This window comes from Rhodococcus sp. CX, assembly GCF_015865005.1.
Taxonomy (GTDB): Bacteria; Actinomycetota; Actinomycetes; order Mycobacteriales; family Mycobacteriaceae; genus Rhodococcus.
Genome location: NZ_JADZGH010000225.1, coordinates 14,894 through 15,784 on the forward strand (window position 1 = coordinate 14,894; position 891 = coordinate 15,784).

Annotated in this window: 1 protein-coding gene; it reads left to right on the forward strand. The window is 67.9% G+C overall.

The genetic code is table 11. The annotated features are described in order from the left end of the window. On the forward strand, window positions 1-891 hold an 891-nt coding region (locus I0Q12_RS33900; RefSeq protein ID WP_231611419.1), incomplete at both ends, for an AMP-binding protein.

Sequence of the window (891 nt, forward strand, 5' to 3'; positions counted from 1 at the left end):
CAATCCGGCGCGGTCGACGGCGCGGCATCCGCTGTTCCAGGTCGGCCTGTCCTTCCAGAACCTCGCCCGGACCACCCTCGAACTGCCGTCGGTCACCGTCGAGGGCATCGACCTGGCCGGCGACACCTCGCAGTTCGATCTGCACTGGATCGTGCAGGACACCTACGACGAGGCCGGGGCCCCCACGGGGATCGGCGGTTTCGTGACCTATGCGACCGCGTTGTTCGACGAATCGACGGTGGTTTCGTTCGTCGAGCGGTTCGTGCGGGTTCTCGAGGAGATCGTGGCGGATCCGTCGCGCCCGGTCGGGGATCTGGAGATCCTCGGTGCGGGGGAGCGGTCGCGAATTCTGGAGTCGTTCAACGACACTGCGCACGAGGTGGATGCGTCGGCGACGTTGGTGTCGTTGTTCGAGGCGCAGGTCGCCGCGAACCCGGATGCCGTCGCTGTCCAGGCCGACGGTGTCGCGCTGACCTACCGCGAGTTCGACGCCCGTGCCAACCTGCTGGCGCGGCAGCTGATCGCCGCCGGAGTGCGCGCGGAATCCACTGTGGCACTGGGTATGCGCCGGTCGGTGGAGCTGGTGATCGGCATGGTCGCGGTCGCGAAGGCCGGTGGTGCCTATGTGCCGGTGGATCCGGATCAGCCGGCGGAGCGGGCGGACTACATTCTCCGCACCGCGGATCCGGTGTGTGTGCTGACCACGCACCGTGACGATTTCGGTGGCGATGTCTTCGGCGTCGGCGGTGGTGGGCGGCCGGTGCTGTTCGTCGACGACGCGGTGACCACGGATCTGTCCACCGCGCCGATCACGGACGAGGAGCGGATCGTTCCGCTGCGCCCGGAGCACACGGCGTATGTGATCTTCACGTCGGGTTCGACGGGTCGTCC